The sequence below is a fragment of the Pacificispira sp. genome, assembly GCF_965228185.1.
Taxonomy (GTDB): Bacteria; Pseudomonadota; Alphaproteobacteria; order UBA8366; family Aestuariispiraceae; genus Pacificispira.
On the sequence record NZ_CBDDHE010000008.1, the window covers coordinates 845081 to 871184 of the forward strand.

Annotated in this window: 26 protein-coding genes; 1 reads left to right on the plus strand and 25 read right to left on the minus strand. The window is 64.4% G+C overall.

The features are described 5' to 3' along the window. Positions 1–5: 5 nt before the first annotated feature. The 16 genes from nusA to tsaB form a co-directional block, all read right to left on the minus strand. A complete protein-coding gene (gene nusA, locus ACO06O_RS18790; protein ID WP_421883341.1) occupies positions 6–1595 on the minus strand; it encodes a transcription termination factor NusA in 1590 nt (529 codons plus the stop codon). A 57-nt stretch (positions 1596–1652) separates the two neighbouring features. Next, positions 1653–2174, minus strand: a complete 522-nt coding sequence (rimP, locus tag ACO06O_RS18795; protein WP_421883343.1) for a ribosome maturation factor RimP — start codon at positions 2172–2174, stop codon at positions 1653–1655. 136 nt (positions 2175–2310) lie between these two features. Continuing rightward, positions 2311–3000, minus strand: coding sequence for a tRNA (guanine(46)-N(7))-methyltransferase TrmB (gene trmB, locus ACO06O_RS18800; protein WP_421883345.1), 690 nt, complete (start codon positions 2998–3000; stop codon positions 2311–2313). 60 nt (positions 3001–3060) lie between these two features. Then, a complete protein-coding gene (gene metK, locus ACO06O_RS18805; protein WP_420419104.1) occupies positions 3061–4245 on the minus strand; it encodes a methionine adenosyltransferase in 1185 nt (394 codons plus the stop codon). Positions 4246–4360: 115 nt separating this feature from the next. Then, positions 4361–4816 (minus strand): helix-turn-helix domain-containing protein, encoded by a 456-nt coding sequence (locus ACO06O_RS18810; RefSeq protein ID WP_421883348.1) that lies wholly within the window; start codon positions 4814–4816, stop codon positions 4361–4363. 159 nt (positions 4817–4975) lie between these two features. After that, positions 4976–6568: an apolipoprotein N-acyltransferase gene (gene lnt, locus ACO06O_RS18815; RefSeq protein ID WP_421883351.1), complete on the minus strand. Its 1593-nt coding sequence runs from the start codon at positions 6566–6568 to the stop codon at positions 4976–4978. A gap of 39 nt (positions 6569–6607) precedes the next feature. Beyond that, on the minus strand, positions 6608–7564 hold the full coding sequence (locus ACO06O_RS18820) for a hemolysin family protein (RefSeq protein ID WP_421883354.1): 957 nt from the start codon (positions 7562–7564) through the stop codon (positions 6608–6610). Positions 7565–7585: 21 nt separating this feature from the next. Next, positions 7586–8074: an rRNA maturation RNase YbeY gene (gene ybeY / locus ACO06O_RS18825; protein ID WP_421883356.1), complete on the minus strand. Its 489-nt coding sequence runs from the start codon at positions 8072–8074 to the stop codon at positions 7586–7588. Further along, on the minus strand, positions 8071–9063 hold the full coding sequence (locus ACO06O_RS18830; protein ID WP_420419109.1) for a PhoH family protein: 993 nt from the start codon (positions 9061–9063) through the stop codon (positions 8071–8073). Before ACO06O_RS18830 ends, ybeY begins: the two co-directional genes overlap by 4 nt. After that, positions 9060–10445, minus strand: coding sequence for a tRNA (N6-isopentenyl adenosine(37)-C2)-methylthiotransferase MiaB (gene miaB, locus ACO06O_RS18835; protein ID WP_421883359.1), 1386 nt, complete (start codon positions 10443–10445; stop codon positions 9060–9062). The genes ACO06O_RS18830 and miaB overlap by 4 nt, the downstream gene beginning before the upstream one ends. Positions 10446–10742: 297 nt before the next feature. After that, positions 10743–11666, minus strand: a complete 924-nt coding sequence (locus ACO06O_RS18840; protein ID WP_421883362.1) for a lysophospholipid acyltransferase family protein — start codon at positions 11664–11666, stop codon at positions 10743–10745. Next, positions 11653–12486 carry a GNAT family N-acetyltransferase gene (locus ACO06O_RS18845; protein WP_421883365.1) on the minus strand — a complete coding sequence of 278 codons (834 nt, stop codon included), beginning with the start codon at positions 12484–12486 and terminating at the stop codon, positions 11653–11655. The genes ACO06O_RS18840 and ACO06O_RS18845 overlap by 14 nt, the downstream gene beginning before the upstream one ends. Beyond that, complete coding sequence (locus ACO06O_RS18850) at positions 12483–12929, minus strand: Fur family transcriptional regulator (protein ID WP_421883367.1); 447 nt, start codon at positions 12927–12929, stop codon at positions 12483–12485. The genes ACO06O_RS18845 and ACO06O_RS18850 overlap by 4 nt, the downstream gene beginning before the upstream one ends. Before the next feature lie 161 nt (positions 12930–13090). Beyond that, positions 13091–13516, minus strand: coding sequence for a MucR family transcriptional regulator (locus tag ACO06O_RS18855; RefSeq protein ID WP_420419114.1), 426 nt, complete (start codon positions 13514–13516; stop codon positions 13091–13093). A gap of 242 nt (positions 13517–13758) precedes the next feature. Continuing rightward, positions 13759–14229 carry a GNAT family N-acetyltransferase gene (locus tag ACO06O_RS18860; protein ID WP_421883370.1) on the minus strand — a complete coding sequence of 157 codons (471 nt, stop codon included), beginning with the start codon at positions 14227–14229 and terminating at the stop codon, positions 13759–13761. Continuing rightward, positions 14226–14918: a tRNA (adenosine(37)-N6)-threonylcarbamoyltransferase complex dimerization subunit type 1 TsaB gene (tsaB, locus tag ACO06O_RS18865; protein ID WP_421883373.1), complete on the minus strand. Its 693-nt coding sequence runs from the start codon at positions 14916–14918 to the stop codon at positions 14226–14228. The genes ACO06O_RS18860 and tsaB overlap by 4 nt, the downstream gene beginning before the upstream one ends. Before the next feature lie 171 nt (positions 14919–15089). Between tsaB and ACO06O_RS18870 the strand changes: the two genes are divergently transcribed. Next, entirely contained in the window at positions 15090–16160 is a 1071-nt protein-coding gene (locus ACO06O_RS18870) for a polysaccharide deacetylase family protein (protein ID WP_421883377.1), read from the plus strand. Between the two features lie 25 nt (positions 16161–16185). Here the strand turns inward: ACO06O_RS18870 and ACO06O_RS18875 are convergent, their stop codons facing one another. The 9 genes from ACO06O_RS18875 to ACO06O_RS18915 form a co-directional block, all read right to left on the minus strand. Then, entirely contained in the window at positions 16186–17286 is a 1101-nt protein-coding gene (locus ACO06O_RS18875; protein WP_421883380.1) for a glucosaminidase domain-containing protein, read from the minus strand. Between the two features lie 202 nt (positions 17287–17488). Further along, on the minus strand, positions 17489–18073 hold the full coding sequence (locus tag ACO06O_RS18880) for a NifU family protein (protein ID WP_421883383.1): 585 nt from the start codon (positions 18071–18073) through the stop codon (positions 17489–17491). A 105-nt stretch (positions 18074–18178) separates the two neighbouring features. Further along, complete coding sequence (locus tag ACO06O_RS18885) at positions 18179–18667, minus strand: universal stress protein (RefSeq protein WP_420419120.1); 489 nt, start codon at positions 18665–18667, stop codon at positions 18179–18181. A gap of 102 nt (positions 18668–18769) precedes the next feature. Continuing rightward, positions 18770–20119, minus strand: a complete 1350-nt coding sequence (locus tag ACO06O_RS18890; RefSeq protein ID WP_421883386.1) for a bifunctional folylpolyglutamate synthase/dihydrofolate synthase — start codon at positions 20117–20119, stop codon at positions 18770–18772. Positions 20120–20157: 38 nt separating this feature from the next. Continuing rightward, positions 20158–21129 carry an acetyl-CoA carboxylase, carboxyltransferase subunit beta gene (gene accD / locus ACO06O_RS18895; protein ID WP_421883389.1) on the minus strand — a complete coding sequence of 324 codons (972 nt, stop codon included), beginning with the start codon at positions 21127–21129 and terminating at the stop codon, positions 20158–20160. 19 nt (positions 21130–21148) lie between these two features. Continuing rightward, positions 21149–22000, minus strand: coding sequence for a tryptophan synthase subunit alpha (gene trpA / locus ACO06O_RS18900; RefSeq protein ID WP_421883392.1), 852 nt, complete (start codon positions 21998–22000; stop codon positions 21149–21151). A gap of 2 nt (positions 22001–22002) precedes the next feature. Beyond that, positions 22003–23214, minus strand: a complete 1212-nt coding sequence (gene trpB / locus ACO06O_RS18905; protein ID WP_421883395.1) for a tryptophan synthase subunit beta — start codon at positions 23212–23214, stop codon at positions 22003–22005. A 134-nt stretch (positions 23215–23348) separates the two neighbouring features. Continuing rightward, the gene (locus ACO06O_RS18910) at positions 23349–24599 is read right to left on the minus strand and encodes a hypothetical protein (RefSeq protein WP_421883398.1); all 1251 of its coding nucleotides are present in this window, start codon (positions 24597–24599) and stop codon (positions 23349–23351) included. Positions 24600–24831: 232 nt separating this feature from the next. After that, entirely contained in the window at positions 24832–26052 is a 1221-nt protein-coding gene (locus ACO06O_RS18915; protein ID WP_421883402.1) for a M24 family metallopeptidase, read from the minus strand. Positions 26053–26104: the final 52 nt, after the last annotated feature.

Genomic DNA, 26104 nt, shown 5'->3' on the forward strand with positions numbered 1-26104 from the left:
TCCGTTCAGGCCGTCTCGCCTTCCTCCTCGGAGGCTTCCTCGTCCGCCGCCAACATGGCGTCCAATTCTTCCTGGGTGATCCAGCCAGCGGCGACGCGGGCATTCATGACCATCAGGGTCGCGCCCTCCTCACTCAGATCTTCGCCACGCAGAATGCCGTCCGCCGGATCGGTCAGCTCGTCGGCCGCCAGGCCGGCGAAATCCTCAACCGTGCAGATTTCATTCTCGCCCAGCTTGATCAGCAGCTTGTTGGAGAAGCCGGTGAACTCGGCCAGCGCATCCTCGACGCCCAGTTCCTTCCGCTTTTCCTCCAGCAACCGGTTCTGTTCGTCCAGGTGGCTGTTGGCGCGCTCGGACAGCGCCTCGGCCACGTCCTCGTCAAAGCCTTCGATCGCCGCCAGTTCGTCGGTCGGGACATAGGCGACTTCCTCGACCGAGGTGAAACCTTCCGTCACCAGAAGCTGGGCGATCATGTCGTCGACATCCAGCGCTTCCATGAACAGTTCGGAGCGTTCGGCGAATTCGCGCTGACGCTTCTCCGACTCCTGTTCCTCGGTCATGATGTCGATGTTCCAGCCGGTCAGCATCGACGCCAGGCGCACATTCTGACCGCGGCGGCCGATGGCCAGCGACAGCTGTTCGTCCGGCACCACGACTTCGATCGTGTTGGTGTCGGGGTCCATGACGACCTTGGTCACCTCAGCCGGGGCCAGGGCGTTCACCACGAAGGCCGCATCCTCATCGCGCCAGGAGATGATGTCGATCTTCTCGCCCTGCAGTTCGGCGACGACGGCCTGGACGCGGCTGCCGCGCATGCCGACGCAGGCCCCGACCGGATCGATCGAGCCGTCATTGGACAGGACGGCGATCTTGGCGCGGCTGCCCGGGTCGCGGGCGACCTTCTTGATTTCGATGATGCCGTCATAGATTTCCGGCACTTCCTGAGCGAACAGCATGGCCATGAATTCCGGCCGGGTGCGCGACAGGAAGATTTGCGGGCCCTTCGGCTCGCGGCGCACGTCGTAGATGAAGGCGCGCACGCGGTCGCCGCGCTTGAAATGTTCGCGCGGGATGATCTCGTCGCGGCGCAGCACCGCTTCGGCACGACCCAGATCGACCGTGACGTTGCCGTATTCGACGCGTTTCACAAGGCCGTTCACGATCTCGCCGGCGCGGTCCTTGTACTCTTCGTACTGACGCTCGCGTTCGGCTTCGCGGACCTTCTGGACGATGACCTGCTTGGCGGTCTGGGCGGCGATACGGCCGAAATCGATCGGCGGCAGGCGGTCGACCAGGAAGTCGCCGACGACGGCATCCGGCTTCTTGCGGCGCGCGCGTTCCACGGTGACCTGCTTGACCTCGTCTTCCAGGGCGTCGGGCTCGACGACCTCGATATAGCGGGCCAGGACGATCTCACCGGTCTTGCGGTCGATGGCCGCCCGGATGTCGTGCTCCATGCCGTATTTGGAACGGCCGGCCTTCTGAATGGCCTGTTCCATCGCCTCCAGCACGAGCTCGCGCTCGATCCCCTTTTCGCGCGCCACGGCGTCGGCCACGGCGAGCATGTCGGTGCGGGTGATCGTGATGCCTTCCATCGTATTCACGTCCTTATGACTATCAGTCCGTCAAAATTCGTTGCGGTGGGCGCGGGTTCAGACCGCGGATCCCTCCGCCGTTCCTTCCTGACCGTCGGCGGCGGCGCGGCTCGCCTCGATCAGCGCGTCGGTCAGGACCAGTTTCGCATCCCGGATCGCCTCGAACGGGATCTGGAACTCCGCGGTGTCGGTTTCGATCGTGACCGCATTGCCGTCGATGCCGCCCAGGATGCCCCGGAAGCGGCGGCGCCCGTCCATGATCTGGTCCAGTTCGATCTTTACTTCAAACCCGGCGAAGCGCTCAAAATCGCGCGGACGGGTCAGCGGCCGGTCGATACCGGGGGAGCTGACTTCCAGCGCGTAGGCGCGGTCGATCGGGTCTTCCACATCCAGAATGGCGGAGACGGCACGGCTGATATCGGCGCAATCTTCGACCGTGATCGGCGTTTCGTCCAGACGGTCGGCCATGATCTGCAGGGTGACGCGCTGCGAGCCTGACAAGCGAATGCGGACCACCCCGAAACCCATATCTTCCAGGGCAGGTGAAATCATATCCGCGATACGCTTTTCGAGCGTCATTCAGTCTTCCGTTGCCAACAAAAAAGGGCGGGCCGCAGCCCACCCCCATCCATCGCTCCCATAGGATGAGGCGATACAATGAAAGTTACTGCGCGCTACATACGCCAAACGGCCCGGCAATTCAAGACCCGGTCCGTCAGACCCGCCGGAAACGCAGATAGGAGGGTCGGCCGGCCAAAGCCTTCGTCTCATAGCGCGTCGGGATATGATCGTCCCAGCGGTCGCGCCAATCCTTCGGACCTTCCGCCAGCCATTCGAACGCGGCGCTGCGGCCGACATGATACAGCATCCAGTCGAGATAGTCAGGATGATCGGTGGCACAGCGCAATTCGGCACCGGGCCGCAACAGCCGGGCAAGGCGGGGCAGGTTGTCCGGACCGACAAACCGGCGCGGGCGATGCCGCTTCTTGGGCCAGGGATCGGGGAACAGGACATAGGCGCGGCCCAGGCAGGCATCCGGCAGCGCATCCAGCAGCAGCCGCGCATCATCCGCGAGGATCTTTACATTGCGCAGGCCCGCCGCATCGGCATCGCGCACCATCTTGGCAACGCCGTTGATAAACGGTTCGCAGCCCAGAAAACCGATGTCCGCGTGATTACCGGCCTGGCCGACCAGATGTTCGCCCGAACCGAACCCGACTTCCAACCAAAGATCGCGGATTTCAACGTCGAACAAATCCGACGGATCGGCGGGCAGGGCATCGGGGTCGACCGACAGGCCGGGCAGTTTATCGTCCAGAATCCGCTGTTGCGTCGGGTTGAGCGAACGGCCCCTGCGGCGGCCGAAAAACTTCGGACGACTGGCATCCGACCATTCGTGGCTCATGTCCGGCGCGGACCGGCCCGGAAATCCGGGGCCGGCCTCCCTTGCTATCAGGCCCTAAAATCAGGTCAGGGCGGCTTTCAGCGCTTCGACCAGGTCGGTGCGCTCCCAGCTGAAATGACCCTCGTCGGTCGGCTGGCGGCCGAAATGGCCATAGGCCGCGCTCGGCGCGTAGATCGGGCGGGACAGATTCAGGTGCTCGCGAATGCCGCGCGGCGACAGGTCGATGACCTCGCTGACGGCCTTCACCAGCTTGTCCTCGGACACGCGGCCGGTGCCGTGGGTGTCGACCAGCAGCGACAGCGGCTTGGACACGCCGATCGCATAGGCGACCTGGATCGTGCATTTGTCGGCCAGGTCGGCGGCTACGATGTTCTTGGCGACATAGCGCGCGGCATAGGCGGCCGAGCGGTCGACCTTCGTCGGATCCTTGCCGGAGAACGCGCCGCCGCCATGCGGGGCCGCGCCGCCATAGGTGTCGACGATGATCTTGCGGCCGGTCAGGCCGGCGTCGCCGTCCGGACCGCCGATCACGAAACGGCCGGTCGGGTTGACATAGAACTCGTCTTCCGACGGGAACCAGCCTTTCGGCAGGACTTTTTCGACATGCGGGCGGACGATTTCGCGCACTTGCGGCTGTTCCAAACCGGCATCGTGCTGGGTCGAAACGACGACCGAGGTAACGCCGACCGGCTTGCCGTCTTCGTATTTCAGGGTCACCTGGCTCTTCGAATCCGGGCCCAGGCCGCTGTTCGGGTCGCTGTGGCGGAATTCGGCCAAGCTTTTCAGAATGTCGTGCGAATACTGGATCGCCGCCGGCATCAGCACATCCGTCTCACGGCGGGCATGGCCGAACATCAGCCCCTGGTCGCCCGCGCCCTCGTCCTTGTTCCCGGCGGCGTCGACGCCAACCGCGATATCCTGGGACTGGGCATGCAGGTAGATCTGGACTTCGGCATGGTCGTGATGGAAGCCGTCCTGGGCATAGCCGATATCCTTCACGGCGGCGCGGGCCAGGGCTTCGATCTTTTCCTTGTTCACTTCGCCGTTGGCCACGACGCTTTCCGGACCGCGCACTTCGCCGGCAATCACGATCCGGTTCGTCGTCGTCAGCGTTTCGCACGCGACGCGGGCGCCGGGATCGGCAGCCAGGAACAGATCGACGACTTCGTCGGAAATGCGATCGCAGACCTTGTCAGGGTGACCTTCGGATACGGATTCACTCGTGAACAGGAACGAATTGGCCATACTGGTAGTCCCCCCTAGGGTCAGTCTCATGGGTTGGCAGATCAGCACCGCGGGCATTTGGGCTGATCCGCGCCGCGGGCGCAAGGGCGGGCGGTTAGTTACGGGGGTTTTTCCACTACGTCAATACTAGGCCGTCCGGCGATCGGGACGGGCGCGCCGCGCGCGCCATCGCGCGGCACAACTCCACCATACAGGCACGCATTTTGGGGTCTTCAATCCGGTAATAGGCGCGGATCAGATCGGCGCTCTCGCGGCGATGCTGCGGCGGCGGATCAATCTGCGCCGACCTGTCCGCATGAACCGGCTTTTCCGGGCCCAATCCCGCGAAGAAATAGCCGATCGGCACATCCAGACGGCGCGACAGATCATAAAGCCGGCCCGCGCCGATCCGGTTCGCGCCCCGTTCATACTTCTGAATCTGTTGAAAAGTCAGGCCGATCGACGCCGCCAGCTTCTCCTGACTGAGACCCAACAGCATACGCCGTTCGCGCAGCCTTTCTCCGACTTGAACATCGACGGCATTGCGCCGTGCGGCGTGGCCGCCGCCATCCAGCTTATCCCCATTGGTCATGGCCGTTCGCTCTTCCGCTTCGGCCGGGTTGCAGGCCCGGACCGACCTCCCCATAACCATGCCGCGAAAAGGACGCGGCGACGGCAACGCGATACGCCTCTTGCGTGCGTTCCATCATAGGTACCGCCCGTCGGTCAGATGGTCAACATTTCCGGTCTGTCAGACCTTGATGCGCCGCGCAAAGAGACCGCCGATAACGAGCAGGCCCAGCATAACCAAGGGTAGAGTCATGCCTTGTTGCGCGAAAACAGTGGCGGGCAGTGGCGGCGGCAAACGCAAATCCAAAACCCCACGCGTTTCCAACGGTATGCGCCCGATTTCACGGCCATACCCGTCGAAGGCGATGGAGATCCCGGTATTGGCGGGCCGAACCAGGGGCAGCCCTTCTTCCACGGCCCGCATCCGGGCATGCTGCAAATGCTGATACGGTCCCGCCGTCCGGCCGTACCAGGCGTCATTGGTGGCGTTCAGCAGCCAGGCGGGGCGGTCCGCGGGATCGGTCACCGCCGCGGGGAAAATCACCTCATAGCAGATCAACGCCGAGAACGACGGCAGGCCGGGCAGATGGATCGTGCGGGGGCCGGGTCCGGCGGAATAGTCGATCTCTCCAACCGCCACCTTGCCAAACGGCATGTATTTCGCCAGCGGCACATATTCGCCGAACGGGACCAAATGCGCCTTGTCATAGCGCGCCCGCACCACCGATCGTCCGTCGATCGCCACGACGGAGTTGAACAAGGCCTTTTCCGGCTGCAGCGTGCGGCGCGGCGCGCCGGTGATCAGATAGCCATTATCCGGCACCGCATAACGCGCCATCGCGCCGCGATAATCATCACTGTCTTCCACCAGAAAGGCGGCGGCGGTTTCCGGCCACAGGACCGTGCCGACCCAATCCGGCCGGTTTTCCGCGCTATCCAACAGATGGATTTGCAGATTGCGTTCGCGCAAAGTATGCCGCCACTTTTCCCGCTGCGGCACATTGGCCTGCACCATGCGCAGACCCGGCAGGGCCGGGTCGGCCTGCTGAACCGCCAAATCCGGCGCATCGGCCAGCCGGGCGGCGCCACCGGCATAGGTCAGAAGCGGAATTGCCACGGCGACGGCCAGGGCAGCAATGGCCTTACGCCCACCATTTGCGGCAAGCGCCGGCAGCGCCCCGGACAACAGCACCAGCAGGCCAATGCCATACACCCCGAACAACGCGGCGGACTGGCTCAGCGCCTCCGTGCCCGACCACAGATACCCGAAGACATTCCAGGGAAAGCCGGTCAGCAGGAAACCGCGCGCGATATCCGCCCCGGCCAGCGCCGCCACGGTCAACAACACGCGCGCGACCCGGCGCTGAGGCCCCGGCCCCAGCAGGATATGCGGGATCAGAAGTGCAAGACCGCCATAGACCGCCAGGGCGCCGGGCAGACCGATCAGCGCGAAGGGGATCATCCAGGCGAAGCTGGCGGAGAAAACCAGCAGCGCGTTGGAAATCCAGTACCAGCCGACGGCAAAATAGCCGAACAGGAACCACCAGCCGGTCCCGAAAGCCTGCTTCCGGGACTGCGCCCCTTCCAGCAGCCAGATCAGCATCGGCAAGGTCAGAAAGGCGACGGGCCAGGCATCGACCGGCGGCAGACCCAATACGGTGGCGGCACCGAGACCGAACAGCAGACCGCGCCGCCGCCAGAGACCCAGCGCGCCGAGCCGCCCCGGAAGGCCGGTCACGAAGGCGACACCTCCGTTGGACGGGCGGTCGGTCATTCTTGGGCTTCCTTCCGGGAAAGGCGCCGGCGGCGCGTGTTATTCCGCCGCCTTGGCGGGGCTGGGCGGGATCGCATCGTTGACCGCGCCGGGCGGGCGGTAGCGCAACCGGATGCGCTTGATCCGGCGTGGATCGGCCTCCAGAACCTCGAATTCCAGCCCGGACGCTTCATGCGGGATCAGCTCGCCGCGGATCGGCACACGCCCGGCCAGGGTGAAGACCAGCCCACCGATCGTGTCGATATCCTCCTCGCGCTCCTCTTCGGTCAGGACCGGACCGATCCGATCCTCCAGATCCTCAATATCCAGGCGCGCATCCGCGATCCAAGTGCCGTCGGGCTTGCGTTCGATCTTCGGGCCCCGGTCGACATCATGCTCGTCTTCGATCTCGCCGACGATCTCCTCAACCAGATCCTCGATCGTGACCAGCCCGTCGATGCCGCCATATTCGTCGACGACCAGCGCCATATGCAGACGGTTCATGCGCATCTGCAGCAGCAGGTCCAGTACCCGCATGGACGGCGCCACGAACAGGACCTTGCGCATGACCTTGCGGATGGAGAAATTCTCACGCGGTTCCGTGGTCGCGGCCAGCACGTCCTTGATGTGAACCATGCCCAGGACATCGTCCAGGCTCTCGCGGTGCACCGGATAGCGCGAATGCGGCTGACGCGACATGATCGCGACCAAGTCGTCCAGATTGGTGTCGACGGGCACGGACACGATGTCGGCGCGCGGCACCATGACGTCATAGGCCGTTTCCTCGCCGACATTCAGGATGTTGTCGATCAGCGCCCGTTCGTCCGGGTCGATCGGGGTTTCGCGGTCGTCGTGCTGCTCCAGCAGTTCTTCGAAACTGTCGCGAAGCTGCGAGTCACCGTTTCGGCCGAGCAGCGCGCGCAAAAATCCGCGCAGGCCACCCGGCTTCCTAGAACTCGGCTCCCCCGCTCCGGGGTCGGCCGAGCCGGTGTCGCTCGTCGTAATCTGGTCCGCCATGATCCTCTCGAAAACTCGCCTCTAAACCGCTTCCGGCTTCTCAAGATAGGGATTCTCGATCCCCATTTCCGCCAAAATTTCAACTTCCAGCGCTTCCATCTCTTCGGCCTCGTCCATTTCGATATGGTCGTAGCCCAACAGATGCAGAACGCCATGCACCGTCAGATGCGTCAGATGATCGCCAAAACTCTTATCCGATTCCAGCGCCTCGCGCGCGCAGGTCTCGCGCGCCAGCACCAAATCGCCCAGGATCAACGGCTGACCCGGCATCGGGTCGTCGCCGGCCTCAAAGGACAGGACATTGGTCGGTTTGTCCTGTCCGCGGTAATCCCGGTTCAACTCGCGCACCGTCGCGTCGTCGGCCAGCGCGACCGACAGTTCCAGCGGCCCGTCCGGACCTACCGCGCCCAGGGCCGCCAAGGCCGCGCGCCGCACCGTCTCTTCGTCCGGACCGGTCCAGTCGCCCTGGAGGACCGAAATCGCGATGTCCCAGGATTCCGGGTCGCTCATCGTTTCGTTCCGCCGGCTTTCACCGCGTCCCGCGCGTCATACGCCTGAACGATCCGCGCGACAAGCGGATGCCGCACGACATCGGCCGCGCTGAAACGGATCATCGAGATTCCTTTGACGTCGGACAGCGTCTGCACCGCTTCGGCCAAGCCCGAAATCTGACCCGGCGGCAGATCGATCTGGGACAGATCGCCGGTGACCACCATGCGGCTGTTCTCGCCCAGTCGGGTCAGGAACATTTTCATCTGCATCGCCGTCGTGTTTTGCGCCTCATCCAGCAGGACGAAGGCGTTTTTCAGCGTCCGGCCGCGCATGAAGGCCAAGGGCGCGACCTCGATATCGCCGTTCTCGAGCTTACGCGACACCTGGTCGGCCGGAAGCGTGTCGTAGAGCGCGTCATAGATCGGCCGCAGATAGGGGTCGACCTTTTCCTTCATGTCGCCGGGCAGGAAGCCGAGGCGCTCTCCGGCCTCGACCGCCGGACGGGACAGAATGATGCGCTCCACCTGACCGGACAGATACATTGACACCGCCATGCAGACGGCCAGATAGGTCTTGCCTGTCCCGGCGGGACCCAGGCCGAAGACCAGGTCATGGCCATAGATCGCGTCGATATATTCGGCCTGCGTCGGCGTGCGCGGTCCGATCTGGCGGCGGCGCGTGCGGATCACCGGTTCCTGCTGGCCGAAAAGGTCGGTCGGCTGGCCGGCCATGCGCAGGGCGGCGTCGACATCGGCGTCCTCGATCCGCTCCCCGCCCTTCAACCGGCTATACAGCCGCTTGAGCCCGGCTTCGGCCAGTTCGACGGCGTCTTTCGGGCCGGTCATGGCGATCTGATTGCCGCGATTGATCAGCGAAATCCCAAGCTGCGTTTCGATCCGGACGAGGTTTTTGTCATGTTCGCCGAACAATTCCGGCAGAAGACGGTTGTCGTCGAAGTCGATGACGCGGGGCTCGACGGCCACGTCGCCGTGCGGGATCGAATTCAAGCGCAGGCCCTTTCTTCAGGGGTGAGAGCGGCGATCCGGCCGAACAGGCTGTAGGACCGAAGGGAATCGATATCGCAATCGACCACCCGCCCGATCAGATCGGCGGTTCCGTCGATATGGACCGGCTGAAGATAGGGCGACCGGCCCACCAATTGTCCGGGGTTGCGGCCGGGCTTTTCGATCAGCACCGGCAGGCGCCGCCCGACACAGCCGTGATTGAAGGCCTCCTGCTGCGCCTCCAGCAATTGGTTCAGCGCGGCCAGACGGTCGGACTTGACCGATTCCGGCACCGCATCGGCCATCGAAGAGGCCGGCGTGCCCGGTCGCGGCGAATACTTGAACGAGAAGGAGGACGCGAAACCGATATCGGTGACGAGGCGCAGGGTCTCGGCAAATTCCGCGTCGGTCTCGCCCGGGAAGCCGACGATAAAGTCGGAACTGAGCGCCAGATCCGGACGCGCCGCGCGCAGGCGGTCGACGATGCGGCGGAACTCGTCGGCGGCATGTTTGCGGTTCATCGCCGCCAGGATCCGGTCCGACCCGCTCTGCACCGGCAGGTGCAGGAAGGGCATCAGCGCCGGCAGATCGCCATGGGCCGCGATCAGCTCATCATCCATGTCGCGCGGATGACTGGTCGTATAGCGAATCCGGTCCAGGCCCGGCAGTTCGGCCAGCGCGCGGGCCAGGCGGCCCAGGCTCCATTCCCGTCCGTCCGGTCCGATGCCGTGATAGGCGTTCACATTCTGGCCCAGCAGCGTGACTTCGCGCACACCTTGCGCCACCAGACCCTCGGCCTCGCGCAGGATCGCGGCGACCGGGCGCGATTGTTCGGACCCGCGCGTGTAGGGAACGACACAGAAAGTGCAGAACTTGTCGCAGCCTTCCTGCACCGTCAGGAAGGCCGTGACCCCGGCGGTCTGACGCTCTTCGGGCAGGTGGTCGAATTTATCCTCGACCGGAAAGTCGGTTTCGACCTGCCGCGCCCCGGTTTCCCGGTCGGCGCGCGCGATCAGTTCCGGCAGGCGGTGATAGGTCTGCGGCCCGAAAACCATGTCGACCTGCGGCGCGCGGATCAGGATTTCCTCGCCTTCGGCCTGGGCGACGCAACCGGCGACGGCCAGCATCATGCGGCCGCCGGCCTCGCTCTTGCGGCCCTGCGCCTCGCGCAGGCGGCCCAGTTCGGAATAGACCTTATCCGACGCCTTTTCCCGGATATGGCAGGTGTTCAGAATCACCAGATCGGCGCCTTCCGCCTCGGACGTCATCTCGAATCCCAGCGGCCGCAGCGTTTCCAGCATGCGCTCGGAATCATAGACGTTCATCTGACAGCCATAGGTCTTGATATGGACCTTGCGGGTGTTGCTGGCGGTATTCTGGGTCATTGGCGCTCTCGTTCCGCAATGGGCGGGAATTCGCGGTCGCGCGCCTGATAGGGCACCGGGCCGCCTTCCGTCAATGCCGCAGAGAGTGAAGGCTCGGCACGCGCCGCGCGGAATCCGCCCGAAACACCGCACCGGAGACAGGTCATGCGGCGGCCGTCCCGACGACCGCCGGCGGGAATCGCCGGATTGCCGATAAACAAGCTGTTATTGGGTGTGCGCTGCGCTGCATACCGCCTGTTCTTGCCGATCACGGCCGCTTGGACCTGAAAACGAGTCTAGCCCAAGCCTGATTCGACTTCAAGGATCGACGGACAGGGCAGCGCGGGTTTCGACCGCCTCCGGCCGACCGCGCAGCGCCGATTCCACACCTAGTGCGCAGGCCGCCTGCGTCCGCGCCGCAAGGCCCTTGCGGCCGCCGGATTCGGACAGCCGCACCGGCTCGTGAAAGATGACATCGATGCCCAACGAACCGAGCCCGAGCCAGTCGATCAGATGTGGTGCCAGTTCCATGTCGCCATACCAGGTGTAATAGGGGCGCAGGGCGCGCCCCATCGGCATGCCGTCCAACCGCGAATAGGCGATGGAGACCGGCTGGACCTCGATCTCTCCCGTCTCCGGGAACTCGATGGAGGCGGCCTGAAACAGGGAGGATTTGAAGGGCAGGACCCGACCGCCGTCGGTGCTGGTGCCTTCCGGGAACAGGACCAGACAGGCCCCCTGCTCCAGCCGGGCCTTCATCTCGCCCAGGTGATGTGCGGCCTTGCGCGGATCGCGCTCGATGAAGATCGTGCGCTGCTGCACCGCCATCCAGCCGAAGACCGGCCAATGCCGGACTTCCGACTTCGACACGAAGGAGCAGGGCAGCAGAGCGCCCAGCGTGATGATATCCAGATAGGAGGCGTGATTGGCGACGACCATGACCGGCCGATCCCGCACCGGCTGACCGGTAATCGTCACATCGATTCCGGCGAGGCGCAGCACGTTGCGGTGCCATTTCATGGTGGTCGCCGGCGTCATGCCGCGGCGGCTGAGCGCGCTGCGGATGTTCAGACAGGTCATCCAGACGGTCCAGAGCGCGATACCGGTCGCGCGCAACCCGCCCAGCAGGCGCGACGGCTTCAGATGACCGTCGAGTGCCGGAAACCATCCCGGTCGGCGCTCCGCCGCCGGAGGCACGGTCACGCCGGCCGGCACGCCGTTACCGGTCTCAGGCGCGCTCATCTCCGCTTCCTTCCCCGGTTTTCCGGGAATAGTGCTTGTAATAGCGGCCGGTCACATTGTGCGTTTCGACCACAATGCAGACATCGGTCGTGTCGAATTGCGGATCGATCACCGCGCCGTCCCCGACATAACCGCCCAGGCGAAGATAGCCCTTGATCAGCGGCGGCACCGCGGCCAAGCCCTGGCGCCGATCAATCTGGTCGGCCGGAATGCGGTTCATTTCCACATGCCGCGACGCCAACGCCACCGGGCGTTTCTCCGGCGGTGCGAGGTGATTGTGATAGAGATAGCTGAGCGGCAAGGCCAGCGCGTCGGGATCCGTTCCCGGAATACTGGCGCAGCCGAACATCAATTCGATATCGTAATGGAAAACATAGGCGGCGATGCCGCGCCACAACAGTTCCATGACATGGCGGGTGCGATAGGCTTCGTCGACGCAGGACCGTCCCAGTTCCAGGATCTCGTCCGGCCGATCGGTAATCGCGGAGATATCGTATTCGTCGACCGTGTAGAACTGACCGTGCCGTGCGGCGGCCTCGCGCCGGGTCAGCCGATAGGTCCCGACGACGGATTCCGGCCCGTCGCCGCGGTCCCGATCGACCACCAGCAGGTGATCCGCAACGGCGTCGAAATCGTCGAAATCGCGCTTGCGGGCCGCCATCTCGTCGGTCGGCTTGGCGGTCATCTCTTCATAAAAGACACGATAGCGCAGCGCCTGCGACGCATCGATAAAGGCCGGATCGCCGTCGGCCAGACGGATTCCAAGATTGTTGCTGGTCAGTTGGGCCAGCGACGCATTCAAACTACTGGGTGCACTCACGTTTTGGCTTTCTTGTCCTTACGGTCCAGCCGCACGCCGAACAGTTCCAGCCGGTGATCGACAAGCCTGTATCCCAGGGAACGCGCGACCTCTTCCTGAAGCTTTTCGATCGCGTCGTTGTGGAATTCGATCACCTCACCGGAATCGATGTCGATCAGGTGATCGTGATGCTCGTCCGACACTTCCTCGTACCGGGCACGGCCGTCACCGAAATCGTGACGGGTCAGGATGTCCGCCTCTTCCAGCAGGCGCACGGTGCGATAGACCGTCGCAATGCTGATCCGGGGGTCGACCTCCGTCGCGCGCTGATGCAACTGCTCGACATCCGGGTGGTCGGCGCTTTCCGACAAGACGCGGGCGATGACGCGCCGCTGCTCCGTCATCTTCAGGCCCTTTTCAGAGCAAAGCTTTTCGATGCGAAGTGGATCGTTTCCGTCCGCCATGGCGTCCCCTACCGTCCCTGATTCGAGTTGCTCTACACTAACGGCAGGCGTGCGCCGGATCAAACGGATTGGACCCGGCGACCAACAGCGCCTTCGCGGCATCCCGGAGCCTTCTCAAGATCCCGGAATACCGCATCATCGCACGGGAATGCCCCGCGGGTTTATTTGGCTTTGCGGCTGCGCCGGCCGAGGCCGATATCTTTTGCCAGCTTCGAGCGTTGCTTGGCATAGTTCGGCGCGACCATCGGATAATCCGCCGGCAGACCCCAGCGCTCGCGATATTCTTCGGGCGACATATCATAGGCGGTCTTCAAATGCCGCTTCAGCATTTTCAACTTTTTGCCGTCTTCCAGACAGATCAGATAGTCCGGATGGACCGATTTCTTGATCGACACGGCGGGGATCGGCTTGTCAGCTTCCGGCTCCGGCGCTTTCCCGACTTGCTCCAGCGTGCGGTAAACCTGTTCGATCAGGCCCGACAGTTCCGAAGACGGGACGGAGTTATTGGAAACATGCGCGGCGACGATATCGGAGGTCAGCTGCAACAGTTCCGAAGAGCTGATGTCCGTTTCATTTGCTTCCGCCATTTTGCGACCTTTCATTCAATGTGGGTATACGCAAGACTTCATCCCACGAACCCGATATATAGTGCCCAGCGAATTTTTCTATTTCTCTCACCAGCCCCGTGAAAGAAAGAAGGAAAGTACCTTTCTTCCTTTTTCCGGGCTTAACGGGACTTAGCAAGAAAATTAGAGTTGCTGCAAGAACAGAATTAACCTGATCGAACTAATTTCAAGCCCCTGTTAACGAAACTTTTAAGAGAGGTATTCTAGGACGTTCGAAGTAGTGGTTTCCGTAGCACCAAGGCATCGGCATAGCTTCCGTCCTGTCGGCGATAGTATTTCTTTCGGCGCCCGACCTCCAAGAAACCCAATCCAAAGTAAAGGTTCATCGCACCCGGATTGTCCGTGCCAACTTCCAGGAATACATTCACCGCACCGGAATTGGCCATCCGCGGCATCGCCGCCGCCATCAGCGCCTTGGCCAGCCCGGTGCGGCGGTGGTCTGGAGAAATGCCGATGGAGAGGATTTCCGCCTCGTCGGCGACGACCCGGGCCAGCAGAAACCCGGCCGGGTCCTTGGCCTCACCGGTCAGCGCGACAAGACCCCAGGTCCCGTACGCAGAGAGAAGTTCTCGAACCGAAGGTTCCGGCCAAGGATCGTCGAAGCTTAGGGCATAGAGCCTTGCGATAACTCGAAACGCCTCGGTGCCGACGGGCTGAATGGCGACCCGCGTCATGTGCCAGACGGCCTGCGCGCACGGTCCTTCGACGGGGCCGATACATCCGGGGCCCGCAGATAGAGCGGAACGGCGGGGGCAGCCTCGCCCCCAGACAGCGCTCTTTCGGCCAGCGTCGCGACGCGCACCGGGTCGGGATGAGGCGATATTTCGGCGACGCGCCCGGTGCGAAGGGCCGCCCGCGCCTCCTCCGCCAGATCGCCGGCGAGTATCGGTGCCTGGGCGCCCTCTAGGAACGCGGCTAGGGCGCCGAGCCCCCCGGGCAACGCGCAGGGCCCGTCGCCGCGCCAGACATTTCCGGATAACCGGTATCGCTCAACGAAAGGATCCGGCCGGCGGCTGTCCAGCACGACAACCAAGGTCTCGCCGTCGGAAGGCGGAACGGCGTTGGCCAGAGCGTCGGTGACCGTGATCCCGACGACCGGACATCCAGCAGCGCGCGCAATGCCCTGGGCCGCGGCGATGCCGATGCGGACACCGGTGAAAGCGCCCGGGCCCACCGTCACCGCGACCGCCCCCAGCGCGTCCGGTGTCCGGTCCGCGTCGGTCAGAACCTCTGCAATCATCGGCACGATCCGCTCGGCCTGCCCGCGGCGCATGACCTCCTGGCGCGCGGCCAGTGCCACGCCATCGTCGATCACGGCGGCGGAGCAGGCGGAACCGGCGCAATCCAGGCCCAATATCAGCATGTCGTCCAGGTCCCGATGTCACGGTTTGGCGGATCGCCGGAACCTGCCCCGCGCGGCGTCGCAAGGCAAGTGTCATGCCCGAGAAACACCGGACTTTCGGATTGTTAACGGGGTTTTGACATGGTTAATCTGCGCCCTTCGCAAGACGGCCCCGCGAGCATGGAGACTGGGATGGCATTTGGCGAAACGGGCGCATCGGCGCTGCGCCGGGCTTTGGCCGCTTTGGCGGTCGCGGCATCGACGATCGGCATTGCCGGACCAGCCCTGTCCCAGGATCCGGAAGCAGCGGCGGTGATTTTGATGTATCACCGGTTCGGCGAGGCCGATTACCCCAGCACCAGCGTCGATATGGACCAGTTCGAAGCCCATATCGCGGAGCTGACCAACGGCGATTTCAACGTCGTGCCGCTATCCGACATCGTCTCGGCGCTGCGCGACGGGCGGGATTTGCCGGACCGGACGGTCGCGATCACGGTGGACGATGCCTATACTTCCGTCTTCGAACGCGCCTGGCCCCTGTTGAAACGCGAAAATCTGCCCTTCACGCTGTTCGTGGCGACGGAGCCGGTCGATCGCGGCATTCCCGGCTACATGACCTGGGATCAGATCAAGGAATTGCACGATGCCGGCGTGACAATCGGCAGTCAGGCCGTCACCCACCCCCATATGCCGACCCGGTCGGCGGCCCGGAACCGGTTGGAACTGGTCGATTCCGCACAGCGCATCGCGTCGCGCATCGGCCAAGCGCCCACACTGTTCGCCTATCCCTATGGCGAGGCCAGCACGGAGATCATGAAGCTTACCGCCGAAGCGGGATATCAAGCGGCGTTCGGCCAGCATTCCGGTGTGGCGAATGCAACCAGCGACCGCTTCTATCTGCCGCGCTTCCCGATCAATGTGAATTACGGCGGCATCGACCGGTTCCGGCGCCTGATCAACACCCGCCCGCTGCGGGTTTCCGGTTTGACGCCGAAGGATCCTCTGCTGCCCGCCGAAGGGCCGGGCAATCCGCCGGCCTTCGGCTTCTCGGTCGACGGTGATACAGACGGGTTAGGGGCGTTGAACTGTTATCATTCCGACACCAGCCGGATCACCCAGTTCGAACGGCTGGGCAACCGCATCGAAGTCCGCTTCGACGCGCCCTTCGCGGCCGGCCGTACGCGGATCAACTGCACCATGCCGACGCGTGACGGCCGCTGGCGCTGGTTCGGCATGCAGTATTACGTCGCGCCGCCGAACTGATCGGCGGGGCGCGGCCGGCTTCACGTCAGGCGCGGGCGTCGCGCAGCCGGGCCCGGTCGAACGGGCGCAGCTTGTTCACCGAAATGATGCTGCGCACGAAATCGATATAGTCGCGGCCTTTCTCCGAATAGGATTCCAGCCCCTCGGCCAGGGTCATGCCGTTGATCCCGGCGCCCTGTCGGCGGAGATTGGCGCGAATATCGCGGAACCCGCGATAGGCGCGGTGCGTGTTCAGATTCTTGATATAGGCCATGACCGCCTGAAGCGGTGTGTCGAAGGCGCGGATCTTGTGGGTCATGCCTTCAACCCGGTCCTCCGGCACGATGCCGTCGGCATCGTCGCCCCAGACCCATTGACCGAACAATGCGTTCCCTTCCCGGGCGAAGCGGGAGGTGCCCCAGCCGCTTTCGATCGCCGCCTGGGCCATCGCCAGGGACGGCGGTACGACGTCGACGCGCCGCAGCAGGATATCCCAATCGCCTTCTTCGACGCGGTAAAGCTCGAACTGACGGGCCAGCCAATCGCTGTCTTCGGCATTCAGGTTCTGGCCGGATTCTTCCTGTGCCCGCAAATCGGCGATGCGGGCCCGGTCGGCCTCCAGGCGCTCATTCGCGATCAGGACCAGCGGCAGCACCATCTTGAAGAACACGGCCTTGCGGCGCGGAATATCCTGGATCTCCTCCAGATCGCCCGGAACGGCCTCCGCCACCAGGCGCGGTACGCCGCTGGACTGGGTGCGGATATCCGCCAGACGATAGTCCAGCGCGTCGAATTCGGTTTCCAGAGACGCGACGCTGAAGGACGGAACCGGGGCGGCGGAAACATCGCGGGCGGGCAATTCCGGCACCGGGACGCGGATCGGCGCGGCATCGGAGGCATCGACCGGGGAGGGCGGCGGGCTGAGATCCGTCGGCAGCAGCGACATCGGAATGCGCGGCACGACGGGCAGTTCGATCGAGGCGCGGTCCCGGCGCAGGGTATCGGTCAGCGAGACCGGCGTTTGCAGCATGGATACGGCCAAAACCGCGCCCACACCGGCCGCGAAACCGAGGGCGAACAATGGCATCCAGCGCTCGTTACGCCCAACTTGCGGCGGCAGGCCGCCCATCATGGTAGCGTCTGTCATCGACCCCATCCTCTATCCCATGCCGCAAAGCCCAAGGCGTTCTTAGGAGAGCCCTTTAGGCGGCAAACACAAACGGACCCCCGGCGGTTCGCGCCGGGGCCGGGTGCCAGGGTATGTGGTACCAAGTTGGATCGGGTGGGCCCGTTTCTTCGGGCGTCCCGGTCCGGCCTGTGCTCCTGATCGGATCCGCTTAACCCTGCCGTCAGGCAGTGGCGCGGACCTCCGTCACTTCGGGGATGTAATGCCGCAGCATGTTCTCAATCCCCATTTTCAACGTGGCGGTAGAGCTGGGGCAGCCCGCACAGGCCCCCCGCATGGTCAAAAATACCACGCCTTGCTTGAAGCCGTGGAAAACGATATCGCCGCCGTCCTGCGCCACCGCCGGGCGCACACGGGTTTCCAACAATTCGCGGATCTGCCCCACAACGGCCTCGTCCTCGGGGTCGTATTGGGCCTCTGCCGCGCCGGACGCCTGTCCGCCGGCAGTGGACCCCGACCCGGCCAGAACCGGACGGCCCGCGGTGAAATGCTGCATGATCACGCCCAGAACGGACGGCTTCAGCACGTACCATTCACGATCGTCGGCCTTGCTGACGGAAATGAAATCCTGACCCAGAAAGACCGCGGTGACGCCTTCGATCTCGAACAGGGCGCCCGCCAGCGGCGACACGCCTTCGGCAGCGGCCGCATCCGGGAAATCCACCGGATCCGCGCCGTCCAGAACCGCACGTCCCGGCAGGAACTTCAGGGTGGCCGGGTTCGGCGTCTGTTCGGTCTGTATAAACATCGCGTCCTCGCAATTCCATTTCAGCCGGGCGCGCATCGCGTGCCCGACGGGTGCATAGATGGCATTCGGCGCCGTCAGGTCAACCCCAAAGCCGGACACCCCTCCTCACGTGAGTTGTTCCACCTGTTCCACGGACAGAGATCCCGGCACGATGGTCAGGGGAACCCGCATGCGCCCGCTGCCCTGTTTCATCATGTAGCTGATGATCGGCCCCGGGCCTTCGCTGTCGGTGCTGGCGGCCAGAACCACGATCGAAATCGACGGATCCTCGTCCAGCAGCTTCAACAATTCCTCGCCGCGCTTGCCCTCGCGGACCAGCAGGATCGGAATCGATCCCGATATCTCCTGGGCGCGGGCGGACAGGTCGCTCAGCCGTGCCTCGGCCTCCTCCCGTCGTTCCTGCTGAATCAGTTCCCCGACGCCCAGCCAGTGGTGAAATTCCGCCGGTTCCTGAACATAGAGCAGGGCCACACGTCCACCCGTGTTCTTGGCCCTGAGGCAGGCGAAACGGAGTGCGACCTCCATTTCCTCACTGTCGTCCACGACGACCAGAAAGACGCGTTGTCGACCCTCGGCTTCCGCGCTTGTCGTCATTTGATCCCCTGTGCGCGTTATCGTTATGGACCGGCAGTCTATCATCCCGGCCCAGGCGGATGTAAGCGATTTCCGGAGAGGACCTGCGCGGGCCGGAACGGATCAGCCGTTGCGGCGCAGAATCCGGCCGGCGAGATAGAGCGATCCGCAGATCAGCAGGCGCGCCGGGACGGGCAAACCGGCAAGGCCGGCGACCGCCGTGGGAATGTCCGACGCCGCCCGGGCGCCGGCGATACCCGCCGTCCGGGCCATGCTGGCCAGATCATCGGCGGAGAACGCATTTTCCTCGCCCGGAATGGCGACCGTCTGAAATCCGGCCAGATAGGGTGCCAGGGGGCGCAGGAAATCCGTCGCCGCCTTACTGTTCATCATGCCGCAGATCGCATGAACCGGGCGCGGTGCGCCGAAGTCGCGCCGATCCTCCTCAGCCCAGCGGGCCAGTTCCTCGGCCAGGATATCGCCCGCCGCCGCGTTGTGCCCGCCATCCAGCGTCACCGTCCAGCCGGGCAGGGCCTCCGCGATCGGCCCGCGCGTCAGAGTCTGCAGCCGTGCCGGCCAGTCGATACGGCCCAGCCCGTCGCGCAGTGCCGTGTCGGGCAGGTCGAACCCCTGATCGCGCAGGATCAGGGCCGCCGCGACCGACGTGGCCGTATTCATGACTTGATGGCCGCCGCGCAGGTTCGGCGCGGGTAGGCTGCCGCTCCAGGCCGGGCTGTCGAACCGGAATCCGCCCGCCGCATCCGGGGTTGCCGACCATTCGAGGCCGAACCGGGCCAGCGGCGCGCCGACGGTTTGAGCGTATTCGCTGACCACCGCCAGCGCCTCGTCGGATTGCGGACCGACGATCGAGGGCGTGCCCGCTTTCTGGATATGGGCCTTCTCCGTGGCGATCTGCCGCAGGGTGTCGCCCAGGAACTGAACATGATCGATCGAAATCGGTGTGATCACGGTCGCCGCCGGACGGTCCACCATATTCGTGGAATCCAATCGCCCGCCCAGCCCGGTTTCCAGCAGCAGCAGGTCGGCCGGCGTATCGGCGAAGGCCTTGAATGCGGCACAGGTCGTGATTTCGAAGAAGGTGATCGGCCGGTTCTCGTTCACCGTCTCGCATTCAATCAGCAGATCGGTCAGCGCGTCTTCCCCGATCAGCGCGCCGGCCAGACGGATGCGCTCGTGGAAGCGCGCCAGATGGGGGGACGTATAGACATGGACCTTGTAGCCCGCCGCCTCCGCGATGGCGCGCAGCGCGGCGATGGTCGATCCCTTGCCGTTGGTGCCCGCGACATGGACAACCGGGGGCAGGCGGTCCTGCGGCCGGCCCAGCCGGTCGAGCAGATCCTGCGTCCGGCCCAGCGACAGGTCGATGACCTTGGGGTGCAGGCGCATCAGGCGGGCCAGCACTTCGTCGCTGGCCGCGTCGGGCGCGTCGAGGGTGAAGGGAGCGGCAGTCATGACCGGACCCGGCGCGTCGGCCGTCTCTCTTGGAAGGGTCAGGCGGGCTTCGCGTCGCCCGCGGTGGGGCCGGCATCCGGCGTCGGAATGGCCAGGTCGCCTTCGTCCCCGCCGTCCTCATCCGCATCATCGGCCTTTTCGGCGGCACTGTGAGCCGACGCCTTGCCGTCCATCAGCAGCCCGATCAGATTGGCCAGGGTCTCACGCTGTTTCGATCTCGGAACGATCAGATCGATCATGCCGTGATCCAGCAGATATTCCGCGGTTTGGAAACCTTCCGGCAGCGTTTCGCGCACCGTCTGTTCGATGACGTCGCGCCCGGCGAAGCCGATCCGCGTCCCCGGCTCCGCGATGTGGATGTCGCCCAGCATGGCGAAACTGGCCGAGACGCCGCCCGTGGTCGGATCGGTCAGCAGAACGATATAGGGCAGGCCCGCTTCCTTGACCTCTTCGACGGCGATGGTCGTGCGCGGCAATTGCATCAGCGACAGGAAGCCTTCCTGCATGCGCGCGCCGCCGGAGGAGGGAATGGCAATCAGCGGCGCCTGCTGCATCACCGCAAGACGCGCGGCGGTCAGGAACCCTTCGCCGACGGCCATGCCCATGGACCCGCCCATGAAGTCGAAATTGAAGGCAGCGACGACGACCGGGCGGCCTTCGACCTTGCCGTGGGCGACGGTAATCGCTTCCCCGGTCTCGGACTTTGCCTGCGCCTCTTTCAGCCGGTCGGTATAGCGCTTCTTGTCGCGGAACTTCAGCGGATCGATCTTCACGCGCGGCAGTTCGACCTTGGTATAGGCGCCATCGTCGAACAGATGCTGCAGCCGCTTTTCCAGCGGCAGGCGCAGATGATGGCCGCAATGCTGACAGACATGGACATGGGTTTCCAGGTCGCGGTGGAAGATCATCTGTCCGCAGTTCTGGCATTTGTGCCAGAGATTGTCCGGGACATCGGTCTCGCCGACCAGCGCCTTGATCTTGGGTTTAACCCAGTTCGTCAGCCAGTTCATGGGACAGTCCTTACCGTTTTCAGTTCCGTGCGCCCGCGGCGAGTTCCGCGACATAGTCGAGGACCGCCTTGGCGCAGCCGGGCAGCGGCTTGCCGTCGGCGTCCAGATTGGTGCGCACCCGGTCGACAATGGCCGACCCGACGACGGCGGCATCGGCGACCTGGGTGATTTCCCGGACCTGCTCCGCCGTGCGGATGCCGAACCCTACCATGATCGGCAGATCGGTGTGACGCCGCAGCCGGGTGATCGCGCCACGCACCGGATCGGCCTGAATCTCCTTGGTCCCGGTAATGCCCAGGATGGAGATGTAATAGACGAAGCCGGACGTGTTGCGCAGCACCGTCGGCAGGCGGTGATCGTCGGTCGTCGGTGTGGCCAGGCGGATGAAATTGATGCCGGCGCGCAGGGCGGGCAGGCACAGCTCCTTGTCTTCTTCCGGCGGCAGATCGACGACGATCAACCCGTCCACCCCGGCAGCCTTCACATCCGTCAGGAAACGGTCTACGCCATAGGAATAGATCGGGTTGTAATAGCCCATCAGCACCAGCGGCGTATCCGGATGAACATCGCGGAAGGCGCGCGCCATGGCCAGGGTCTTGGTCATGGTCTGACCGGCCTTCAGGGCGCGCAGACCGGCCGCCTCGACCGCCGGTCCATCGGCCATCGGGTCGGTGAAGGGCATGCCCAGCTCGATCATGTCGACCCCGGCATCCGGCAGGCCCAGGAGGATTTCCAGACCGGTGTCGTAATCGGGATCGCCGGCGGAAACGAAGGTGGAGAACCCGCCCCGGCCTTCCGCCTTCAACTTGGCGAAACGGGCGGCGATACGGCCGGAATCGGGCTGAAAACCGGTGTCCATCGTCTCGGCCATGCTCACAGCGACACCCCCATGATCTCAGCGATCGTATTCACGTCCTTATCGCCCCGGCCGCTCATATTCATACAGATGATGTGATCCTTGGGCAGCGTCGGCGCCAGCTTCCGGACATAGGCGATGGCATGGGCGCATTCCAATGCGGGCAGGATGCCCTCCAACTGGCTGCAGAACTTGAAAGCGTCGACCGCTTCCTTGTCGGTGACGGGCACATATTGGGCGCGGCCCAAATCCTTCAGCCAGCTATGTTCCGGCCCGATGCCCGGATAATCCAGCCCGGCCGAGATCGAATAGGGCTCTACCACCTGTCCGTCCTCGTCCTGCAGCAGATACATCCGGTTGCCGTGCAGCACGCCCGGACGGCCGCCGGTCAGCGACGCGGCATGCTCGCCCGTCTCGATCCCGTGACCCGCCGCCTCGACGCCGACAATGTTGACGCTCTTGTCGTCCAGGAAGGGGTGGAACAGGCCCATCGCGTTGGACCCGCCGCCGACGCAGGCGACCAGCGTGTCCGGCAGACGGCCTTCGGCTTCCAGCATCTGCTGCTTCGCCTCGTTCCCGATGACACATTGGAAATCGCGCACCATGGCGGGGTAGGGGTGCGGCCCGGCGACGGTGCCGATGATGTAGAACGTGTCTTCGACATTGGCGACCCAGTCGCGCATCGCCTCGTTCAGCGCGTCCTTCAGGGTCTTGGAACCGCTTTCCACCGCCTGGACCTCGGCGCCCAGCAGCTTCATGCGGAACACGTTGGGTGCCTGACGGGCCACGTCGACGGCACCCATATAGACCTTGCAGGGCATGTTGAAGAGGGCGCAGGCCGTGGCCGTCGCGACGCCGTGCTGACCCGCGCCGGTTTCGGCGATGATGCGGGTCTTGCCCATGCGGCGCGCCAGCAGGATCTGACCCATCACATTGTTGATCTTGTGGCTGCCGGTATGGTTCAGCTCTTCGCGCTTGAAATAGATCTTCGCGCCGCCGAGCTCTTCGGTCATCCGCTTGGCGAAGTACAGCGGGCTGGGCCGGCCGACATAATGCTGCGCGTAGTAGTCGATTTCCGCCTGATAGGACGGGTCGTCCTTGGCGGCCTCGTAAGCCTTCTGAACTTCCAGGATCAGCGGCATCAGGGTTTCCGCAACGAAGCGGCCGCCGTAGATTCCGAATCCCCCGTCTTCGTCCGGCCCGGTGCGATAGGAATTGAGCTGTGTCATGATTAAGACCTTGCTATCCGTGATCCCCCCACGGAGTCTGCGGCCTCGCCGCAGCGTGAACTTACACTTCAACGCGGCGTTCTAGACCAGCCGCCGGGGGCTGTCCATACGGCTGCGCTGCCGCGGCACGGGGTTTAGGGGAAATCGACGCGGGCGGTCACGGTGGTCAGATCGAATCCCGCCTCCACGGCCCGCAATTCAACATCCAGCCCGTTCTGGGCCAAGCCGTCCTCTGCCGCCTGGAACGGGAAGACGACGACCAGCGTGTCGCCGCTGGACTGGCTGCGGTCGATCTGGCCGCGATTGATCGACCCGTCCAGCAATTCTTCGCCGATCCTGACCCGCAGCGCGCCCCCTTCGATCGCCGACAGGGCGTCGGTATATCCCAGGGAATTCACGCCCTCGACATGCAGCCGGATCCGGGTGAAGGCCGTGCCCGATTCGGTATAGAAACGATAATCCTTGATCGGTTCCGCCCCGCCGACCCCTTCGGACCGCAATTCGGCCGCGGCGGTGGAATTGACCGCGACGGTGCGGTAGGCGCCGCGCCCTTCGAATACCAGATCGCCCTCCGGATCGCGCAGTTCGACGATGGACAGATAGTCCAGCGATCCGATGCCGCCCGTTGCGGCGACGACGCGGATATCCGACAATTGCGCGGCGGTGAAGACCGCCCCATTGGCGACCGCGAAGCCGCCGCCGTCGAACAGCCCTGATTCCGCCTGGCCGCCCAGCTCGTTGCGGATCGACACCGCGTAATGGGTCGCGGTACCGCTTTGCGCGCCGATCAGCAGGTTCGAAAGCAGCACCTCTTCGCCGGCCGCGACCGACACGCCTTTCACGAAGGCGCTCGACAATCCGCCTTCGCGGGCGACGCCGGACAGGGTATCGCCAAAGACGGCGCTTTCCGCCGGGCGCCGGGTAAAGTCCAGATACTTCGGGACCGCCACCGGTTTCGATGCCGTGTTCTCCAGAAGACCCGCTTGTTCCGCCGCCGCAATAAGTTGGGCCAGCAGGGAATTCTGCAATGTCGTTTCGGCTGGGTTGCTGAGATTGGGCCGCTCGTTTCGGATCGCGTCGGTCAGGGTCTCGCGCACCCGCAGAAAACCGTCGCGCGTGTCTTGCAAGCGGCTCTCGAACTTCGCGGTTAGCGAGGACAGGATGAGGAAATTGTCGAGCGCCAACTGCAATGGCCGCGACTGAATGCCCGCCGAATCCGCCGTGAAGCCGCGAAATGTCCGGTCGCCGACCTGATTGAGGGTGCTGAAACCGGCCGGCTCCACCGCGGCGGATTGGATCGCGCGCACAAGCGGGTCGGCCCGTTCGAAAGGCGTGAAGGCCAGCGTGGTGAACACGCTGCCCGGATCGAACACGGTCAGTGCCACGGTCTGTCGCCGTCCCCGTCTGTCGACCGAAGGAAGTTATCGGTCGGGAACCGACATTCTGTCGCGGCGCCCCGGCGGCTTGTCATGAAAGACCCGGTACCCCTCTCTCCAAAGGTACCGGGCCACCGCCCGCGCAAGAGCTTCTCTCTCCACCGCAAAAACTAGCGCAATTCCGGGGCTTTGGCGACTCCGTTCTCCAGATTGTGCGGTCGATTACCGGGGTACCGTCCGCTCAGGCGTAGCTGTCCTCCAGCGGATAGTCGGACAGCAGGACCGGCCCGCCGGCGGTGATCCAGACCGGCTGTTCCAGCTTCACGCCCTCCGGTCCCCCCGTTGCGCCGACATAGCTTTCCAGACAGACGATCATGTTCTCTTCGAACACGCCGTCATAGGCGCCCCAATCCGCGTCCTCCTTGTACCAGATCAGCGGATATTCCACGCCCAGTCCGCAGCCATGCGCGACATCGGCATAGCGGTTAGCGATATAGGGTTCCGGCAGTTGGAAGGACTTGTCGGAATAATCCAGGAAGGCGAGACCCGGCCGCAGCAGCGCCATGTTGTGGTCGATCTGACGCCGGGACAGATCGTAGAGACGACGCTGCCCGTCGCTGGGCCGGGTCTCGCCCACGGTCCAACTGCGGGAGATATCGGTGTAAAAGCCGTAGGGTCCGATCAGATCGGTATCGAAACTAAGCAGCTCTCCGGCCTGCATGACCCGGTCGGCCGTTTCCTGAAACCAGGGATTGGTGCGCGGGCCGGAGGTGAGGAGCCGCGTTTCCGGATATTCCCCGCCGCGATCGACGATGCCGCGCAACAGATGGCCCAGCGCCTGCTGTTCCGTCATGCCCGGCGTCAATGCCGCACGCATGTCCCCGACCGCGCCTTCGCAGGCTTCCAGCGAGCGTTTGAAGGCGCGAATCTCCTCCAGCGACTTGACCGCCCGGGCATGTTCCATCGCGCCCTTGCCGTCGACACTGTCCACGCCTTCCGCGTCCAGCGCGCGGACCAGCGGCAGGTCGGCCCGGTCCAATGCCAGTCGCCCGCCCCCGGCCGAACGCATCAGGTCCGCGATCTCGCGCGCCCAGCGCCGGGCGAATTCCTCCCCGCGCGGCCCGACGATCATGTAGTCGAAAGACAGGGCGGGACGGATCTCGTCGATCGTCTCCAGCCCCGCATTCAGATGCCGGGACGACCCCAGTTCGAACAGCACGACCGGTCCCTCCGCCGGCACGAAGGCGTAGCGGCAGAGCGCGTGCATGGTCCAGACCTGCATGTTCCGGGACCCGGTCGCATAGCGGATATTGATCGGATCCCAAAGTACGATACCTGCCAGATCGCGTGCCGCCAGCGCCGCGCGGACCCGGTCCAGGCGATAGGCGCGGATCGCGGCCTCGTCAATCGGCGCGGGATCGCTCAACAAGGCGCGCGGATCGGCGGCCGGCGTATCGGGCATGGCGGTTTCCCCCTTAATCGCGGCGCATGACTTGCCGCAGGCGTTTCCTACG

Coding starts and splice junctions, on each gene's coding strand:
- trmB (WP_421883345.1), bottom strand. CDS start 3,000: ATGAGCCACGAATGGTCGGATGCCAGTCGTCCGAAGTTTTTCGGCCGC.
- ACO06O_RS18915 (WP_421883402.1), bottom strand. CDS start 26,052: ATGCCCGATACGCCGGCCGCCGATCCGCGCGCCTTGTTGAGCGATCCC.
- ybeY (WP_421883356.1), bottom strand. CDS start 8,074: ATGAGCGACCCGGAATCCTGGGACATCGCGATTTCGGTCCTCCAGGGC.
- rimP (WP_421883343.1), bottom strand. CDS start 2,174: ATGACGCTCGAAAAGCGTATCGCGGATATGATTTCACCTGCCCTGGAA.
- nusA (WP_421883341.1), bottom strand. CDS start 1,595: ATGGAAGGCATCACGATCACCCGCACCGACATGCTCGCCGTGGCCGAC.
- trpA (WP_421883392.1), bottom strand. CDS start 22,000: ATGGCCGAGACGATGGACACCGGTTTTCAGCCCGATTCCGGCCGTATC.
- ACO06O_RS18850 (WP_421883367.1), bottom strand. CDS start 12,929: ATGGCGGACGGAAACGATCCACTTCGCATCGAAAAGCTTTGCTCTGAA.
- metK (WP_420419104.1), bottom strand. CDS start 4,245: ATGGCCAATTCGTTCCTGTTCACGAGTGAATCCGTATCCGAAGGTCAC.
- tsaB (WP_421883373.1), bottom strand. CDS start 14,918: ATGCTGATATTGGGCCTGGATTGCGCCGGTTCCGCCTGCTCCGCCGCC.
- ACO06O_RS18820 (WP_421883354.1), bottom strand. CDS start 7,564: ATGGCGGACCAGATTACGACGAGCGACACCGGCTCGGCCGACCCCGGA.
- ACO06O_RS18890 (WP_421883386.1), bottom strand. CDS start 20,119: ATGACTGCCGCTCCCTTCACCCTCGACGCGCCCGACGCGGCCAGCGAC.
- ACO06O_RS18870 (WP_421883377.1), top strand. CDS start 15,090: ATGGCATTTGGCGAAACGGGCGCATCGGCGCTGCGCCGGGCTTTGGCC.
- lnt (WP_421883351.1), bottom strand. CDS start 6,568: ATGACCGACCGCCCGTCCAACGGAGGTGTCGCCTTCGTGACCGGCCTT.
- accD (WP_421883389.1), bottom strand. CDS start 21,129: ATGAACTGGCTGACGAACTGGGTTAAACCCAAGATCAAGGCGCTGGTC.
- ACO06O_RS18885 (WP_420419120.1), bottom strand. CDS start 18,667: ATGACGACAAGCGCGGAAGCCGAGGGTCGACAACGCGTCTTTCTGGTC.
- ACO06O_RS18875 (WP_421883380.1), bottom strand. CDS start 17,286: ATGACAGACGCTACCATGATGGGCGGCCTGCCGCCGCAAGTTGGGCGT.
- ACO06O_RS18810 (WP_421883348.1), bottom strand. CDS start 4,816: ATGACCAATGGGGATAAGCTGGATGGCGGCGGCCACGCCGCACGGCGC.
- ACO06O_RS18880 (WP_421883383.1), bottom strand. CDS start 18,073: ATGTTTATACAGACCGAACAGACGCCGAACCCGGCCACCCTGAAGTTC.
- trpB (WP_421883395.1), bottom strand. CDS start 23,214: ATGACACAGCTCAATTCCTATCGCACCGGGCCGGACGAAGACGGGGGA.
- ACO06O_RS18840 (WP_421883362.1), bottom strand. CDS start 11,666: ATGAGCGCGCCTGAGACCGGTAACGGCGTGCCGGCCGGCGTGACCGTG.
- miaB (WP_421883359.1), bottom strand. CDS start 10,445: ATGACCCAGAATACCGCCAGCAACACCCGCAAGGTCCATATCAAGACC.
- ACO06O_RS18855 (WP_420419114.1), bottom strand. CDS start 13,516: ATGGCGGAAGCAAATGAAACGGACATCAGCTCTTCGGAACTGTTGCAG.
- ACO06O_RS18860 (WP_421883370.1), bottom strand. CDS start 14,229: ATGACGCGGGTCGCCATTCAGCCCGTCGGCACCGAGGCGTTTCGAGTT.